The sequence below is a fragment of the Obesumbacterium proteus genome (assembly GCF_001586165.1).
GTDB classification, from domain to species: domain Bacteria; phylum Pseudomonadota; class Gammaproteobacteria; order Enterobacterales; family Enterobacteriaceae; genus Hafnia; species Hafnia protea.
The window spans coordinates 3559148-3573792 of the sequence record NZ_CP014608.1 but is presented as its reverse complement, the minus strand read 5'-3'; the positions used below and the strand labels follow the sequence as shown (position 1 = coordinate 3573792).

At 46.9% G+C, this 14645-nt stretch carries 14 protein-coding genes and 1 other annotated feature; of the genes, 10 read left to right on the top strand and 4 right to left on the bottom strand.

Going from position 1 to position 14645, the window contains the following annotated elements:
* The first annotated feature begins 80 nt into the window (after positions 1–80).
* On the top strand, positions 81–470 hold the full coding sequence (locus tag DSM2777_RS16940) for a DUF805 domain-containing protein (RefSeq protein WP_061554630.1): 390 nt from the start codon (positions 81–83) through the stop codon (positions 468–470).
* A gap of 329 nt (positions 471–799) precedes the next feature.
* Entirely contained in the window at positions 800–2713 is a 1914-nt protein-coding gene (gene mrdA, locus DSM2777_RS16935; RefSeq protein ID WP_061555422.1) for a peptidoglycan DD-transpeptidase MrdA, read from the top strand.
* A 107-nt stretch (positions 2714–2820) separates the two neighbouring features.
* Here mrdA and DSM2777_RS16930 read toward each other — a convergent pair whose 3' ends face one another.
* Positions 2821–3069, bottom strand: coding sequence for a DUF1480 family protein (locus DSM2777_RS16930; RefSeq protein WP_025801259.1), 249 nt, complete (start codon positions 3067–3069; stop codon positions 2821–2823).
* 314 nt (positions 3070–3383) lie between these two features.
* Here DSM2777_RS16930 and DSM2777_RS16925 point away from each other — a divergent pair, with 314 nt between their 5' ends.
* On the top strand, positions 3384–4442 hold the full coding sequence (locus DSM2777_RS16925) for a methyl-accepting chemotaxis protein (protein WP_061554629.1): 1059 nt from the start codon (positions 3384–3386) through the stop codon (positions 4440–4442).
* On the opposite strand, the gene DSM2777_RS16920 is transcribed toward DSM2777_RS16925, so the two are convergent.
* The 3 genes from DSM2777_RS16920 to ompC form a co-directional block, all read right to left on the bottom strand.
* On the bottom strand, positions 4439–4642 hold the full coding sequence (locus tag DSM2777_RS16920; RefSeq protein ID WP_025801261.1) for a DUF1482 family protein: 204 nt from the start codon (positions 4640–4642) through the stop codon (positions 4439–4441). The two genes, DSM2777_RS16925 and DSM2777_RS16920, sit on opposite strands and share 4 nt — an antisense overlap.
* Before the next feature lie 174 nt (positions 4643–4816).
* Positions 4817–5002, bottom strand: coding sequence for a GhoT/OrtT family toxin (locus DSM2777_RS23880; protein ID WP_071842625.1), 186 nt, complete (start codon positions 5000–5002; stop codon positions 4817–4819).
* Between the two features lie 533 nt (positions 5003–5535).
* Entirely contained in the window at positions 5536–6684 is a 1149-nt protein-coding gene (gene ompC / locus DSM2777_RS16915) for a porin OmpC (RefSeq protein ID WP_046459563.1), read from the bottom strand.
* A gap of 936 nt (positions 6685–7620) precedes the next feature.
* Between ompC and thrS the strand changes: the two genes are divergently transcribed.
* The 7 genes from thrS (at position 7621) to pheT (ending at position 14642) form a co-directional block, all read left to right on the top strand.
* A complete protein-coding gene (gene thrS, locus DSM2777_RS16910; RefSeq protein ID WP_040045013.1) occupies positions 7621–9558 on the top strand; it encodes a threonine--tRNA ligase in 1938 nt (645 codons plus the stop codon).
* Entirely contained in the window at positions 9554–10096 is a 543-nt protein-coding gene (gene infC / locus DSM2777_RS16905; RefSeq protein ID WP_071889932.1) for a translation initiation factor IF-3, read from the top strand. Before thrS ends, infC begins: the two co-directional genes overlap by 5 nt.
* A gap of 98 nt (positions 10097–10194) precedes the next feature.
* Positions 10195–10392 (top strand): 50S ribosomal protein L35, encoded by a 198-nt coding sequence (rpmI, locus tag DSM2777_RS16900; RefSeq protein WP_004089951.1) that lies wholly within the window; start codon positions 10195–10197, stop codon positions 10390–10392.
* A gap of 42 nt (positions 10393–10434) precedes the next feature.
* Positions 10435–10791 (top strand): 50S ribosomal protein L20, encoded by a 357-nt coding sequence (gene rplT, locus DSM2777_RS16895; RefSeq protein ID WP_004089950.1) that lies wholly within the window; start codon positions 10435–10437, stop codon positions 10789–10791.
* Positions 10792–10916: 125 nt separating this feature from the next.
* Positions 10917–11041: a sequence feature (Phe leader region), on the top strand.
* Positions 10922–10966 carry a pheST operon leader peptide PheM gene (pheM, locus tag DSM2777_RS24550; RefSeq protein WP_121626058.1) on the top strand — a complete coding sequence of 15 codons (45 nt, stop codon included), beginning with the start codon at positions 10922–10924 and terminating at the stop codon, positions 10964–10966. Its footprint overlaps the feature before it by 45 nt.
* 215 nt (positions 11042–11256) lie before the next feature.
* Positions 11257–12240, top strand: coding sequence for a phenylalanine--tRNA ligase subunit alpha (pheS, locus tag DSM2777_RS16890; RefSeq protein ID WP_061554627.1), 984 nt, complete (start codon positions 11257–11259; stop codon positions 12238–12240).
* A 14-nt stretch (positions 12241–12254) separates the two neighbouring features.
* Positions 12255–14642: a phenylalanine--tRNA ligase subunit beta gene (gene pheT / locus DSM2777_RS16885; protein WP_046459562.1), complete on the top strand. Its 2388-nt coding sequence runs from the start codon at positions 12255–12257 to the stop codon at positions 14640–14642.
* Positions 14643–14645: the final 3 nt, after the last annotated feature.

The window sequence follows — 14645 nt, the reverse complement described above, 5'->3', positions numbered from 1 at the left end:
ATACGGAATTATCACTTGGTGGCATGAATACAATCAGGTGAGGTTTATGGCTCTGGATCATCTGGATAAAAGGAAGAACGATGGATTGGTATCTTAAGGTTCTGAAGAACTATTTCAATTTTCGTGACCGCGCTAGACGTAGAGAATATTGGTGGTTCGTACTGATAAACGCCATCATTACTGTTCTGTTGGGGTTCGTACAGGATGCATTAGGCTGGAGCAATGAGAGTGGCGAAGGCGTGCTGACCGTGGTGTATGGTCTGCTGCTCATTATTCCTTCCATTGCAGTGATGGTTCGCCGTCTGCACGATACCGACCGCAGCGGCTGGTGGGTGTTGATCGGTCTTATCCCGATTGTGGGCTGGTTTGTGCTGTTTATCTTCGCCGTCTTCGATAGCCAACCAGGCAGCAACCGTTTCGGTGCTAACCCAAAAGATGTTGCTGCGCCGACATCGTCGATTATTAGCTAGTTTTTAGGAAGTAATAACGTTGGTTTAAGAGATCGAGATACACGGGTCTACCACACCGCGGGGCGCTCCGGCGGCTAACGCCGCTACGACCCCATCGGTGTGGTCCCCCTAAAATGGGACTTCAGTGACGCGTATGACCCATCAGTTGGTATTTTTTCTCTTAATTGCACTTGTCTTGTCACATCTCACGAATATATTCACATTCTGAAACAATGATGATGACTCATTAGCATCACCGTGGTTTCACTCGCTTCCGATTGCGTTTAGCCTTAGCGTCCCTTTAATTATTGAGTGAATCCGACAGGCCGCTATGCGCCTGTATGCCTGCCATGAGCCGTTTGCTAGAGCCATTTCGCGATCACAGTGCTGAAGAGACGCTGTTTATCCGCCGTTCCATTATTGCCGCGGTGATGGTTGTGCTGCTATTTGGCGTATTGGTGTTTAATCTGTATCACCTGCAGGTGGAAGAGCACGATCAGTACCAAACTCGCTCGAACGCCAACGACATTAAAACTCTGCCCATCGCGCCGGTTCGCGGGTTGATTTATGACCGTAACGGAACGCCTTTAGTTGCAAACCAAACGCTGTATCAAATTGAACTGATCCCGGGGAAAGTCGCTAACTTAGACCAAACGATCAAAGCGCTGACGCCGATAGTGGATTTAACGCCGGATGACATTAACAATTTCCATGAGGCGATGAAGTCCTCGCGGCGTTTTGCTGAAGTACCTCTTAAAGAAGCGCTGACCGACGTTGAAGTCGCGCGTTTTTCTGTCAATGAATTTGAGTTTCCCGGCGTGTCGATTAGCAGTTATCAGCAGCGTTACTATCCTTACGGCGCTGAGCTGGCACACGTTGTTGGCTATGTTTCAAAGATTAACGACCGCGACGCCAAACGCTTGAATGAGGCCGGTGAAGGTGAAAACTATGCGGCCGATCATGACATCGGCAAGCAGGGGATCGAACGTTATTACGAGAGACAACTGCACGGTACCACGGGCTCGCAGGAAGTTGAGGTTGATAGCCATGGCCGCGTGGTGCGCGAGCTCACCGAAACCCCGCCGCAGGCCGGAAAGAATATATATCTGACGATAGATCTTCCTCTCCAGCAATATATTGAGAAACTTCTGAAAGGGCAGCGCGCCGCCGTGGTGGTGATGGATCCGCGTGATGGCGGTATTTTGGCGATGGTTTCTAGCCCAAGCTATGACCCGAATCCGTTTGTGAACGGCATATCGTATAAGTCCTATCAGGCTTTGCTTGATAATCCTAACCTGCCATTGATTAACCGTGTAACCCAAGGGATTTATCCGCCCGCATCAACGGTGAAACCGTTTATGGCTACATCGGCGCTGTTCGCCGGTGTTATCACGCCGCAGACCACGTTTTTTGGTCAGCCTACGTGGGTGCTTCCCGGTACCAATCGCCATTATCGAGACTGGCTGAAAACCGGTCATGGCATGTTAAACGTGACCAAGGCGATTGAAGAATCAGCGGATACGTTTTTCTATCAGGTGGCCTATGAGATGGGGATCGATCGTATTCATGAATGGCTGAGCAAATTTGGCTACGGGCAATATTCCGGCATCGATTTAATGGAACAGGCAAAAGGCGTTCTGCCCGATCGAGCGTGGAAACAGAAAGTTCATAAGAAAGTGTGGTATCAGGGCGATACAATTTCTGTGGGCATTGGGCAAGGATATTGGACTGCAACGCCGATTCAGATGGTTAAGGCGTTAAGCACGCTTATCAACGATGGTACAACGAAAACGCCGCATTTGATGTATTCGATGAAACAAGGCAACCACGTTGAGCGCTATCAGCAAGAAGAGCACACGCAGGTCGCCGATCCGAAATCGCCGATCTGGGGGATTGTGAAAAAAGGCATGTTTGGTATGGCTAACTATCCTAATGGCACCGGCTACAAGTATTTCCACACTGCGCCTTATGAAATTGCGGCGAAGTCAGGCACGTCTCAGGTATTTGGACTGAAACAAGATCAGGTTTATAACGCCAAGATGATCCCCGTGAAGCTGCGCGATCATATTTTCTACACGGCGTTTGCGCCGTATTCAAACCCTAAGGTCGCGATTGCCGTTATTTTGGAAAATGGTGGGGGAGATGGTGTCTCGGCAGCGCCGACAACGCGTGCCATTCTGGATTATATCTTTGCTAAAACCAAACCCGTTGAGCCGCCGGTGTTGCCTACGCTTGATGCTTCTCAACTGCGTGACGCGCATTAACGCGTTAGGCATCTACTATCTAAAATGGACTGCATTTCCAATTTTCTTCTCGTTCGCTGTTACGCCTAGACAAGGTTATCGAATGATCCTTGTCTAGGGCTTCCCCATTATGCAAAACGCATGACCCAAGCGTCACTCTGGCGATCGTAATGGTTGCGGTATAGCAACGCGTTTTTGCCATCTAACAGCGCAGGAACGGTAGTTTGCTCATCCCAGCCGTCCAACTGCATGCAAAGGTCTGTATTCGACTTGCAGGGAATACTCAGCGTGTGGCTCTTCAATTGGCTATCTGGCGTTTTTGACAGTTCAGCATCTTCCACTTCAAAAATCCCGATTCGAACGAATGATTTTCCCATAACTTCTCTCCTGATTGATTCATATACGTGTGCGGGTACCAGATGGCCCGTTATTTAGCATAGAAGGGGATACGTTTTTTTCCACACTAAAACGGAATTCATTTCCATTTTAATTTTTTACATTGCATTAACCCTTTATTTTTACTCGCTTTATACGTCACATAAAAAATACAAAATTTTTACCAAAACATAATAACCATAAATTTTGAGTGGCTTATGCCGATAACGCTATATGCCATGCAGTTCGGCTCAGTGTTATTGAATTGCCATGCCAGGTGGCTTGGTATATCAAAGGTAAGGAGAGGGTTTAGGCAATGTATACGCAATTAAAGCGATGGTTTGGGTATAAACAGGAACGGCTCTTAACGCAGAAACCAGCCGTATTGGCGACAACGGCGAAACTTGTGGCAATTGACTCTCAGGAGCCCGTGCAGAAGTCATATGGCGAATTGCTATGTCATAGTTTTCTGTCGGGTATTGGCGCAATAGAAATTATTCGAGATTCGTTGCTGCACTCCAGCCAAAGCTTAATGCAAGAATTAGTGACGGTTGATGAGCTTAACCATAAGAATGAACAGGCACGCGAGGGAATGGGGCGGCTTTCTGAATTGGTGAACCTCATTGAGCAGCATTCTGGTGAGAGTATCGGCTACATTGACGAACTGATTGCGGTGCTCAAGGGAATTAATAACAATATTGATGCCATTAATAAGCTCTCGAAACAGACCAATCTGTTGGCGATCAACTCAGCCATCGAGGCTGCCCACGTTGGCGGGCGAGGGGCTGGATTCTCTGTGATTGCAAAAGAAATCAAACAACTCTCTTCGGAAATTCAACTTCAGGCGGGAAATATAACCGCTCTGACTCAGGATATTAATCAGCATGCGAAAAGCGTGAGCGCAAGCGTTGGGGAAAATAATCAGTCCACTCATGATATTCGCCACGCAACGGAACAGGCTTGCCAGATGTTGCAGCAGGTTATTGAGCTTTCAGCCCACATGCAGGAAATCATTCGCTTTATTGCGACCCAACAGTTTCTGAATACGGTTAAGCTCGATCACGTCATTTGGAAAGTTAAAGTGTATGAACTGATTTTGCAGCACGATGAGGTTGCAGAAGTTAACAGCCATACAGATTGCCGCTTAGGAAAATGGTTCTATGGCGATGCGGGGCGGGAGTTTTCTCACCTTAGCAGCTTTGCACAGCTCGAAGCGCCGCACACTGAGGTGCATCATTCAGGGCGAGAAGCATTAGTGGCATTTAGGGCGGGCGATGATGAACGTTTGAAGATAAGTTTAGCTACCATGGAACACGCCAGCACGTTAGTCATTAAGCGTATAGATGAACTTTTGCTGCAAATCGGCCCACATTAGAATAGGCGAGGGAAGTCAGCAGCGCGGGTTGCTGGCTGCCAAAAATCGTCCAGTACATTTTCAAGCGGGATACATCCGCCGCGTTGAATGCGCTGCACATTCATTTCGCGCACACATTGTTCTTCAGTATCAAAACCACCAAGATACAAATTTTCACAGGGACCGTTGAGATAGCAGACCATCATCACGAGTGCGTACATAACAAACCTTAATTCATTCCGTAGTATTCATTTAGGTATTTTTTAATTCTACCCAACGAGTTTTTTATTTTCTCGTTCGAACGCTAATCTGAGATAAATCTTATAAAACCGAGGTAATTGCGCTCCGAAATTATTTATCTCGCCGCTGCAATGATAAATAGCGGTATTCCAAACCTACATAAATGCCCAAAATAGCAGCACGATGGGAAAGCTCATGGGCCATGTTAGCCCAATCAGTATCGCGGTAAAGATCCTGATTTTAAGCGAGGGATCAGCGCAGGCTTTGAACGTGAGCAATGCGGAAATGACTGAGCCGATCAAATACACCGTTTTTATAAAGGCCCATGCTGCTGGATACATCTAATTACCTTGGTTTGTGAAGTTAGGCTATTGAACTCAAGAAAACAACTTGCTACGAATGGGGCAAAATGCCTCAGCCGGAACATAAAAGGAGTGCTGATATATCGAAAACTAACGTGAGCTAGTGTAACAAATTATGACTAGAAAAACATCGAGTTCTAAACTGAAACATAAAAACGAAACTTAACGGTGCTGTTCATTTATTTATACACGTAATCGCTAAAAAAGATTTTGATTTTATTTCAATTATCATGCAGTAAAAATGAATATACATGCGAAAGGTTTTATTAAAACCACTTATTACCTGTGGTTTATTATAGTAAAGAAAAGCCTAGGCATTGATGTTGATATTGCTTTTCCTCTGCAACGCTTTTTCTGCATGTATACGGATGCTGGTTTTGTTTTTGTGATGAAAACAGTGTGCTTTTAAATTCTATTTCTCCTCGCGATAACATAAAAAAAGCCCAGCATAATGCTGGGCTAGAGGCCGTTAATAACGAATGTGTTATTCTTTATTGATCATGCTGCTGTGTTTAGAACTGGTACACAATGCCCAATGCAACGGTATCGTCGGTATCAATACCCGCTGAACGCGTAAAGTCGTTATCGTCGATCATGTTAATTTTATAATCGACATACGTAGACATGTTTTTATTAAAGAAGTAGGTGGCACCGATATCGATAAAGTTAACCAATTTCTGATCGCCATAGTCGCGGGATGCGCCATTGCTGCCTAAGTCTTTACCTTGAACATAGTTCCAGCCAACGAAAGGTTGTAAGCCGAAGTCAAAGGTATAGCCGGTATACATTTCTACGCCTTGCGCTTTGTTTGCGTAACCGTAGGCTTCGTTATGGTCGTTAGAGTTACCAAAACGAATGGCGTTATAGGATTGCGTATAGTTTGCCGCTGCGTAATAACCACTGTTTTCGTATTTCACGCCCACGGTATAAGCTTCGGCTTTATCACCATTGCCCATAATATCATTATAGCGACCACCTTTACCGCCGCTGTTCTGATCGTTAGTGCGGTCAGATTGGAAGTAGGCGCCACCGAGGCTAAAGCCATAGCCGAGATCGTAAGAGAGTGATAAACCGTAGCCATCGCCATTTTGGCTTAATACATCGCGGCCATCTTTATTTTCGGTTGGATCGTCATTTTTACCTTGATACTGAATACCAAAGTTTAGGCCATCGACCAAGCCGAAGAAATCGCGGTTATGGTAGGTTAATACGCCGCCAGCACGTTGGAACATGAAGTTATCCGCGCCAACGGTGCTGCCGTCGAACTCAGGCTGCATGTCAGTCCAAGCCATAATGTCGTACATAATCCCTGAATTACGGCCGTAGTCTAAAGAGCCATAATCGCCAAATTTAAGGCCAGCAAAACCGAAACGGCTAAAGTTTCTATTATCTTCGCCTTCAGTATGGTTGAGGTTCGCTTGATATTCCCACATGCCATAGCCGGTCAGCATATCGGTAATTTGTGTTTCACCACTGAAGCCACCACGAACATAGGAATGATCGCCATCGGCATTATCGTTATCTGAAATATAATGAAGGCCATCGACCTTGAAATGTAAATCGAGTTTATTACCATCTTTATTATAAATTTCGGCGGCATGGGCGGTTCCTGCTAATGCCATTAATGTTGGTATTACCACTGCGAGAACTTTGCGTTTCATTTTATTTTCCTTAATCTTTTTTATTGCATTGATGCCAATTGCTTTTTTTATACTCAACAATATTCGAACATTTTAATGAACTAAATAAGCCAAGTGCTGTCGATATTGTCGGCTTTACTGAAAGAGTAAAAGCGCAAAAATGCGAAATTAAATAAAAATATAAATATGATAACTCTCGCGTGATTGATTTACTTACGTAAAGATCTAGCTTTTGAACTATACCGTTAATCACCGTTAATAGTTTTATTGGCATAAGCACATTTTGTTAATTTGATTTCTAATCTTAGGAATACTATTTTTAGGCCACTGCATGCCAATGCAGATTACGTAATATGTTTTACTATCGATATTCATTCTTTGTATTATTTCTTATTGCCGGGATGCCTCCCGGCGCTTTATTTTAAGATTAAGAAATATACAGCTTCCACCGTATTATTCCCTCATCTAGATTAATAGCCCGTCAGTTATATTTATTCGGCAGCATAACTATGCATCTATGACTATCAGTGTTTAGCCCGTTTTCGATTCCTGTTCCACGAGCACAATGAAATCACAATGAAATAAAAGTATGGCCGAACAAGAGCAGTTGAAGGGGCGTTATCTCTGTGAGCTATCACGTGATGTGATCTGTTTGAAAAATTTGGAAATGTCTTTTCTTTAACTGTCTGTTATTTGATCTAACGTAACATTTTACGGGGGGAGAGCAGGTAAGAATCGTTGTGTAGCCGTGTTTTTGTTTAACCCATTCTCTGTGGGTGTTAATATCGGCGGTAGTGGGTGTGAGTATTCAGGGGTGCATAGCGTTTTATGTACCACGCTGCGTACAGATCTTGCAAAGTACAGCAGGATGGCGCCCATAAATCGATGATTTTAAATACAAATTGTTTTCTATATGTGGCCTGTCGTGTGGGTCACCACTGTAGATAAGGAATATAAATGCCTGTTATTACACTTCCTGACGGTAGTCAGCGCCAGTTCGACAAACCTGTATCCGTAATGGATATTGCTATGGACATCGGACCTGGCTTGGCGAAAGCTTGCATTGCGGGTCGCGTTAACGGTGAGCTGGTTGATGCTTGCGATCCGATTACACAAGACGCCAGTGTTTCCATCATTACCGCAAAAGATCAGGAAGGCTTGGAAATTATCCGCCATTCCTGCGCGCATCTTTTGGGTCATGCGATCAAACAGCTGTGGCCGAACACTAAAATGGCCATTGGCCCAGTGATCGACAACGGTTTCTACTACGATGTAGACCTTGACCATACCCTGACGCAGGAAGATCTTGAGCTGCTCGACAAGCGTATGCATGAGCTGGCAGATAAAGATTACGACGTGATTAAGAAAAAAGTGAGCTGGCAAGAAGCCCGTGACGCTTTTGAAGCACGTCAAGAACCGTATAAAGTGGCGATTCTGGATGAGAATATCAGTCGCGATGATCAGCCAGGTCTGTATCACCACGAAGAATATATCGACATGTGCCGTGGACCGCATGTGCCGAATATGCGTTTCTGCCATCATTTCAAACTGCAGAAGTCGTCTGGTGCCTACTGGCGCGGCGATAGCAATAATACCGTTTTACAGCGTATCTACGGCACCGCGTGGGCAGATAAAAAGCAGTTAAATGCCTATCTGCAACGTCTGGAAGAAGCCGCAAAACGCGACCACCGTAAGATCGGTAAGCAGCTCGACCTGTACCATATGCAGGAAGAAGCGCCGGGTATGGTGTTCTGGCATAACGACGGCTGGACTATCTTCCGTGAGTTGGAAGCGTTCGTGCGCGTGAAGCTGAAAGAATACGATTATCAGGAAGTAAAAGGTCCGTTCATGATGGACCGCGTACTGTGGGAAAAAACAGGACACTGGGAGAACTATAAAGATGCCATGTTCACCACGTCTTCTGAAAACCGCGAGTACTGCATCAAACCAATGAACTGCCCAGGTCACGTTCAGATCTTTAACCAAGGTCTGAAATCTTATCGTGATTTGCCACTGCGTATGGGTGAGTTCGGTAGCTGTCATCGTAATGAGCCTTCGGGTTCACTGCATGGCCTGATGCGCGTGCGTGGATTCACTCAGGATGATGCGCATATTTTCTGTACCGAAGAGCAGATCCGCGATGAAGTAAACAGCTGTATCAAGATGGTATACGACATGTATAGCATCTTCGGCTTTGAAAAAATTGTGGTGAAACTGTCTACTCGTCCAGAAAAACGTATCGGCAGTGATGAAGTCTGGGATCGTGCGGAAGAAGACTTGGCCGAAGCGCTGAAAGAAAACGGCATTCCGTTTGAATATCAGCCGGGTGAGGGTGCTTTCTACGGACCTAAGATTGAGTTTACTCTGCATGACTGTTTGGATCGTGCATGGCAATGTGGTACTGTGCAGCTCGACTTCTCGTTACCAGGCCGTTTAAACGCGTCCTACGTGGGTGAAAACAACGAACGTTTAGTTCCGGTGATGATTCACCGTGCTATTCTAGGTTCGATGGAACGCTTCATCGGTATCCTGACTGAAGAGTACGCTGGGTTCTACCCAACTTGGCTCGCACCGGTACAGGTACAGGTGATGAATATCACCGACGCACAGGCTGATTATGTCGATGAATTAACCAAAAAGCTGCAAGCTGCTGGTATTCGTGCGAAATCAGACTTGAGAAACGAGAAGATAGGCTTTAAAATCCGCGAACACACTTTACGTCGTGTCCCATACATGTTGGTTTGTGGCGACAAAGAGGTCGAATCTGGCAAAGTAGCCGTTCGTACCCGCCGCGGCAAAGACCTGGGAACCATGGACGTAAATGAAGTGATCGAAAAGCTGCAAAAAGAGATTCGCAGCCGTAGTCTTCACCAATTAGAGGAATCGAGTTATTAAAGGCGGAAAAAGAGTTCAACCGGCGCGTCCTAATCGCATCAACAGAGAAATTCGCGCCCAAGAGGTTCGCTTAACAGGCGTTGATGGCGAGCAGATTGGTATTGTCAGTCTGAATGAAGCTTTGGAAAAGGCTGAGGAAGCGGGTGTTGATTTAGTAGAAATCAGCCCAAATGCCGAGCCGCCAGTTTGTCGAATCATGGATTACGGCAAATTCCTCTATGAGAAGAGTAGGGCCACCAAAGAACAGAAGAAGAAGCAAAAGATTGTTCAGGTTAAGGAAATCAAATTCCGACCTGGAACCGACGATGGCGACTACCAGGTAAAACTCCGCAGCCTGGTTCGCTTTCTGGAAGATGGCGATAAAGCCAAAATCACTCTGCGTTTCCGTGGACGTGAAATGGCGCACCAACAGATCGGTATGGAAGTGCTTAACCGCGTGAAAGAAGATCTGAGTGAACTGGCAGTAGTCGAATCCTTCCCTACGAAGATCGAAGGCCGTCAGATGATCATGGTGCTCGCACCTAAGAAGAAACAGTAAGGCTCTCAAGTAATACTGCCAGCGACGGATTTCGGTCTGTCGCTGGTGTTATTCGCCTCACTGATTCATGTAATTAACAATGCGAAGTGGAAATCGAAATGCCAAAGATTAAAACTGTGCGTGGCGCTGCTAAGCGCTTCAAAAAAACCGCCGGTGGTGGTTTTAAGCGTAAACATGCTAACCTGCGTCATATTTTGACCAAAAAATCTACTAAGCGTAAGCGTCATCTGCGTCCAAAAGGTCAGGTTTCCAAAGGGGATCTGGGCTTGGTCGTAGCGTGCTTGCCGTACGCATAAGTAAACATTTTTTGAATCAAGAATAAGACTTAAGGAGAGCATATGGCTCGCGTAAAACGTGGTGTAATTGCACGCGCACGTCACAAAAAAGTAATGAAGCAGGCGAAAGGTTACTACGGTGCCCGTTCGCGCGTCTATCGTGTTGCCTTCCAGGCAGTAATCAAAGCAGGCCAGTACGCTTACCGTGACCGTCGTCAACGTAAACGTCAGTTCCGTCAGCTGTGGATTGCACGTATTAACGCTGCTGCACGTCAGAACGGTATCTCTTACAGCCGTTTCATCAATGGTCTGAAAAAGGCTTCTGTTGAAATCGACCGTAAGATCCTGGCTGACATCGCTGTATTCGACAAAGTAGCATTTGCTGCTCTGGTAGAAAAAGCGAAATCTGCTCTGGCGTAAGCCATCAGATGAAAGAGGGAGCTTGCTCCCTCTTTTGCTTTTTGTTGTTTGACTTGTGTTTGGCTTGACATTCAGCCCGCTAAGTTTTTCAATAGAATCAGTTTTTTCACTTATTTAAGGTAATGCAAGCATGCACGCTGCTATTTTCCGTTTCTTTTTTTACTTTAGCGCCTGAATTCAGGAGGCTTTGCGCGTAAGAAAAGAAACGAAAAATAGCGCTGAAAGCCTCCCTCGTGGAGGCTTTTTTTTTGCTTTAACATGATTTGCCGATTCAGGTTTATTCATGAGCGCACTTAAGAAGATCGATACCCCAATGAGTGACCTTGCGCCAGGGCAGCGTCAAACATGAAGGGTATACCCCCTGAGTATTTGAAGTAGCGGTTTCTATAGCAGCAACTTCAAGTGCGAAGGGGAGACTCTCACCATCGACAATCGGGCCTAACAGGCTGGAAGAAGAGGAAAGCAATGCCACATCTCGCAGAGTTGGTTGCCCAAGCAAAGGCAGCCGTAGAGAATGCTCAGGATATTGCCACGCTAGATAATGTGCGTGTTGAATATTTGGGTAAGAAAGGCCATTTGACGCTGCAGATGACGTCACTGCGCGAACTGCCAGCAGAAGAGCGTCCCGCTGCGGGTGCTGTGATTAACCAGGCTAAACAGGAAGTTCAGGAAGCTCTGAATGCCCGTAAATCAGATCTGGAATTAGCAGCGCTCAATGCCCGTCTGGCCGAAGAAACCATCGATGTATCTATGCCAGGACGTCGTATGGAAAACGGTGGACTTCACCCAGTGACCCGTACTATTGAACGTATTGAAACGTTCTTTGGCGAGTTGGGTTTTGCCGTTGAAACCGGCCCAGAAATCGAAGATGACTATCATAACTTTGATGCCTTAAATATTCCTGCTCATCACCCTGCACGCGCAGACCACGATACTTTCTGGTTTGATGCTAAGCGCCTGCTGCGTACCCAGACTTCAGGTGTGCAGATCCGCACCATGAAAGAGCAGCAGCCGCCAATCCGCATCATTGCGCCGGGCCGTGTATACCGTAACGACTACGATCAGACCCACACGCCAATGTTCCATCAAATGGAAGGCCTGATTGTTGATAAAGATATTAGCTTTACCAACTTGAAAGGCACGCTGCACGATTTCCTGAATAACTTCTTTGAAGAAGACTTGCAGATTCGTTTCCGTCCTTCTTACTTCCCGTTCACTGAGCCTTCCGCCGAAGTTGACGTAATGGGCAAAAACGGTAAATGGCTGGAAGTTTTGGGCTGCGGTATGGTGCATCCAAACGTGCTGCGTAACGTAGGTATCGATCCAGAAGTTTACTCTGGCTTCGCATTCGGGATGGGCATGGAGCGTTTAACCATGCTGCGCTATGGCGTAACCGATCTGCGTGCATTCTTCGAAAACGATCTGCGTTTCCTCAAACAGTTTAAGTAAGGCGGGATTATCACATGAAATTCAGTGAACTCTGGTTGCGTGAGTGGGTAAATCCTGCCATTAGCAGCGAAGAATTATCAGAACAAATTACTATGGCCGGTCTGGAAGTTGACGGCGTAGAACCGGTAGCTGGCGAATTTAACGGCGTTTTCGTGGGTGAAGTGGTTGAGTGCGGCCAACATCCAAACGCCGACAAGTTGCGTGTCACTAAGGTTAACGTGGGCGGCGAGCGTCTGTTAGACATCGTTTGTGGCGCACCAAACTGTCGTAAAGGCCTGAAAGTCGCCGTGGCGACTATTGGCGCTGTATTGCCGGGTGATTTTAAAATCAAAGCGGCGAAACTGCGCGGTGAGCCTTCCGAAGGGATGCTGTGCTCGTTCTCTGAGCTGGGTATTTCCGAAGATCACGACGGCATCATTGAATTGCCAGCAGATGCTCCTATCGGCACCGATATCCGTGAATACCTGAAGCTGAATGATAACGCGATTGAAATCAGCGTAACGCCTAACCGTGCAGACTGCTTAGGGATTATTGGCGTTGCACGTGACGTTGCGGTGCTGAACAAGCTGACTCTGAACGTACCTGCGATGGATGCGGTTCCTGCGGCAATTCATGACACCTTCCCAATTACGGTTGAAGCAACCGACGCTTGCCCACGCTATTTGGGCCGTGTGGTGAAAGGGATCAACGTTAAAGCCGCAACGCCATTGTGGATGCGTGAAAAACTGCGTCGCTGCGGTATTCGTTCTATCGACCCCGTCGTTGACGTGACCAACTATGTTCTGTTGGAACTGGGCCAGCCGATGCATGCGTTCGATCTGAACCGCCTCGAAGGTGGCATCGTTGTGCGTATGGCGAAAGAGGGCGAAAAGCTGACTCTGCTGGACGGCAATGAAGCCACGCTTGCGGCTGATACCTTAGTGATTGCCGATCAGCAAAAAGCGCTGGCGATGGGCGGTATTTTCGGTGGTGAACACTCTGGCGTGAACGAAGAGACGCAAGACGTTCTGCTGGAATGTGCGTACTTCAACCCGCTGTCCATCACCGGTCGTGCACGCCGTCAGGGTCTGCATACCGATGCTTCTCACCGCTACGAACGCGGCGTGGATCCGGCATTGCAGGCTGCGGCGATGGAGCGTGCAACGCGTTTGCTGATTGATATCTGCGGTGGTCAAGCAGGCCCAGTCATTGATGTCACCAACGAAGCAACGCTGCCTAAGCGCGCCACGATCACGCTGCGTCGTGAAAAACTGGATCGCTTAATCGGCCATCACGTTGAAGATGCACAGGTTACCGATATCCTTGAGCGTTTAGGTTGTAAGGTTAGCTTTGCCAATGATACTTGGCAGGCTGTCGCGCCAAGCTGGCGTTTCGATATGGAAATCGAAGAAGACTTAGTGGAAGAAGTGGCCCGTGTTTACGGCTACAACAATATTCCAAATGTGCCGGTAAAAGCTGACCTGATCATGACTTCACACCGTGAAGCGAATTTGCCGCTGAAACGTGTGAAAACCATGCTGGTCGATCGTGGCTATCAAGAAGCGATCACCTATAGCTTTGTTGATCCTAAGGTTCAGGCGCTGTTGCACCCGGCAGAAGAAGCACTGATTTTGCCAAGCCCAATCTCGGTAGAAATGTCAGCGATGCGTCTGTCTCTGTGGAGCGGCTTGCTGTCTGCGGTGGTCTATAATCAGAACCGTCAGCAGTCTCGTGTACGTTTGTTCGAAACGGGTCTACGCTTTGTTCCTGATACTGCTGCTAATCTGGGTATCCGTCAGGATGTCATGCTAGCCGGTGTGATCGCGGGTAACCGTTACGAAGAGCACTGGAATTTGGAACGTCAGGTTGTTGATTTCTACGATCTGAAAGGTGATTTAGAAGCTATTTTAGATTTGACCGGTAAATTGGATGACGTCCAATTTAAAGCAGAAACTAACCCTGCCTTACATCCGGGGCAGAGTGCGGCAATTTATTTAGCAGGCAAACGCGTTGGTTTCATTGGTGTTGTTCACCCCGATCTGGAACGTAAACTGGATCTGAACGGTCGCACCGTGGTATTTGAAATCGAGTGGGAAGCCCTTGCAGAGCGCCGTATTCCGCAGGCTCGCGAGGTTTCACGCTATCCTGCAAACCGCCGTGATATCGCCGTTGTGGTGGCTGAAAATGTCCCTGCAGAAGATATTTTGGCAGAGTGTAAGAAAGTTGGCGTAAATCAGGTAGTTGGCGTAAACTTGTTTGACGTGTACCGTGGTAAGGGTGTTGCCGAGGGTTATAAGAGCCTCGCTATCAGTCTGGTATTGCAAGATACCACCCGTACACTGGAAGAAGAGGAGATTGCCGCTACCGTCGCAAAATGTGTAGAGGCATTAAAACAGCGATTCCAAGCATCCTTGAGGGATTGAACT

Coding starts and splice junctions, on each gene's coding strand:
- DSM2777_RS16940 (WP_061554630.1), top strand. CDS start 81: ATGGATTGGTATCTTAAGGTTCTGAAGAACTATTTCAATTTTCGTGAC.
- mrdA (WP_061555422.1), top strand. CDS start 800: ATGAGCCGTTTGCTAGAGCCATTTCGCGATCACAGTGCTGAAGAGACG.
- DSM2777_RS16930 (WP_025801259.1), bottom strand. CDS start 3,069: ATGGGAAAATCATTCGTTCGAATCGGGATTTTTGAAGTGGAAGATGCT.
- DSM2777_RS16925 (WP_061554629.1), top strand. CDS start 3,384: ATGTATACGCAATTAAAGCGATGGTTTGGGTATAAACAGGAACGGCTC.
- DSM2777_RS16920 (WP_025801261.1), bottom strand. CDS start 4,642: ATGTACGCACTCGTGATGATGGTCTGCTATCTCAACGGTCCCTGTGAA.
- DSM2777_RS23880 (WP_071842625.1), bottom strand. CDS start 5,002: ATGTATCCAGCAGCATGGGCCTTTATAAAAACGGTGTATTTGATCGGC.
- ompC (WP_046459563.1), bottom strand. CDS start 6,684: ATGAAACGCAAAGTTCTCGCAGTGGTAATACCAACATTAATGGCATTA.
- thrS (WP_040045013.1), top strand. CDS start 7,621: ATGCCTGTTATTACACTTCCTGACGGTAGTCAGCGCCAGTTCGACAAA.
- rpmI (WP_004089951.1), top strand. CDS start 10,195: ATGCCAAAGATTAAAACTGTGCGTGGCGCTGCTAAGCGCTTCAAAAAA.
- rplT (WP_004089950.1), top strand. CDS start 10,435: ATGGCTCGCGTAAAACGTGGTGTAATTGCACGCGCACGTCACAAAAAA.
- pheS (WP_061554627.1), top strand. CDS start 11,257: ATGCCACATCTCGCAGAGTTGGTTGCCCAAGCAAAGGCAGCCGTAGAG.
- pheT (WP_046459562.1), top strand. CDS start 12,255: ATGAAATTCAGTGAACTCTGGTTGCGTGAGTGGGTAAATCCTGCCATT.